The sequence below is a fragment of the Myxococcus sp. AB025B genome (genome assembly GCF_006518215.1).
In the GTDB taxonomy this organism is placed as follows: Bacteria; Myxococcota; Myxococcia; order Myxococcales; family Myxococcaceae; genus Myxococcus; species Myxococcus fulvus.
Genome location: NZ_SRLW01000626.1, coordinates 1 through 1,430, shown reverse-complemented (window position 1 = coordinate 1,430; position 1,430 = coordinate 1). Strand labels below are relative to the sequence as shown.

Here is a 1,430-nt window from a genome sequence, read left to right as displayed (position 1 = left end):
CGCCTCCCCCTCCCGCCTGCCCTCCGGTGCGACGGGGGAGCCCCGGTCCGCACGCTGTCCAGGCACTCAGGTGCCCCGGGCCCGGGACCACTCCTCGCGGTTCCAGCCGTTGCGCAGGTAGCGTTCACGCTTCGACTCGGGGAGCGCCTCCCAGGCCACTCCCCGAGCCAGCTCCGGCGGCGTGTCGAAGAGGCCCACGTGCTGGCGGTCCACGGCCTCCGTCGCGCGCTTCGCCGTGAGGCCCTTCATCTCGTAGCCCAGCCGCAGCTCGGCCTTGTTGCCCTGTCCCTTCACGTCGACGAAGACGCCCCCGCCGAACTCCGCCTCCCTCAGGTTCAGCTTGCTGTAGCTGCCCGCGTGCTTGCCCACGCCGACGGACAGCTTGAGGTCGCCGTCCGAGGAGTGGCTCACCGAGAACAGGCCCAGGTCCACCTTCACCTCCGACTGGAGCTGGCCCTTCGAGTCGCGCGTCACCTCCAGCCCCACGGGTCCGCCCTTGAGCGCCACGCCGCCCGAGGACTTCAGGTCCACGCGGCCCCGCGAGTCGAGCCGCGCCTCGCCGCCCACGAGGAGGTGGTCGTGCTGCAGCTCCGCCTTGCCATTCAGGGAGAAGGTGCCGCCGGGGCGCTCGCCGAGCAGCTCGCGCTGACGGGCGTTGATGGCCTGGTAGACCCAGCCCGTGGACCCCGCGGTGCCCACCGCCAGGCGCCACTCCTTCGCGAGCGCCTCCCGCCGGGGGTCCTCGCGCGACAGCCCCAGCATCGAGTCCGACAGCCGCGCCTCCCGGGGTGGGCCCAGCTTGCGCAGCTCGGGGAGCCCCTGGGACTGCTCGACGGCCTGGACGTAGCGGCCGAGATAGGCGGCGTGGTCGGCCAGGTACGTCCTGCCCGCGGTGACGGCGTGCTCGCTCACGGCCTGGCGCAGCGAGTCCGGCAGGGACATGTCATCGCGGAAGAAGGCGGGCCTGCCCGGGTAGCCCAGCGGTCCCGACTCGGGCTCTCCCGCGAGCCGCTGGAGCGTGCCCTTGGCGTGGGCCTGCTCCAGGAAGGACGCGCGCGCCTCGGGGGTCTGCTCGGCCAGGAAGGTCTTCAAGAGGCCCTCGCGCTCCATCCGCTCCAGGGTGGCGCGGTAGCCGTCCGGCGGGAGCTGCCCCAACAACGTGTGCACCGCGCGCACGTCCGCGTCGCTGACCGTCCAGTCGCCGAGGCTCCGCGTCAGTCTCGACTGAAGGTCCCGGTAGACGTCCGCGGGGACCTCCGCGCCCCGGGCCCGGAGCCTGCCACCCAGCGCCGTCAGCTCTCCGGCCGACACGGTGGGGCCGGTGTCCCGGGACGTGCTCCCTGGCTTCGGAGGGGACGGGGACTTCGAGGTGGGCTCCTTGAACGGCTGCACCGCGTTGCGCTCACGGGCGGCCGGGGTGGGGGGATGAG

1 protein-coding gene is annotated in these 1,430 nt (G+C 73.4%); it reads right to left on the bottom strand.

The window, feature by feature from the left end; genetic code table 11:
• Positions 1-66: 66 nt before the first annotated feature.
• Positions 67-1,430, bottom strand: a 1,364-nt coding sequence (locus FL311_RS44705) for a hypothetical protein (protein WP_194869641.1), incomplete at its 5' end; no start/stop codon positions are given.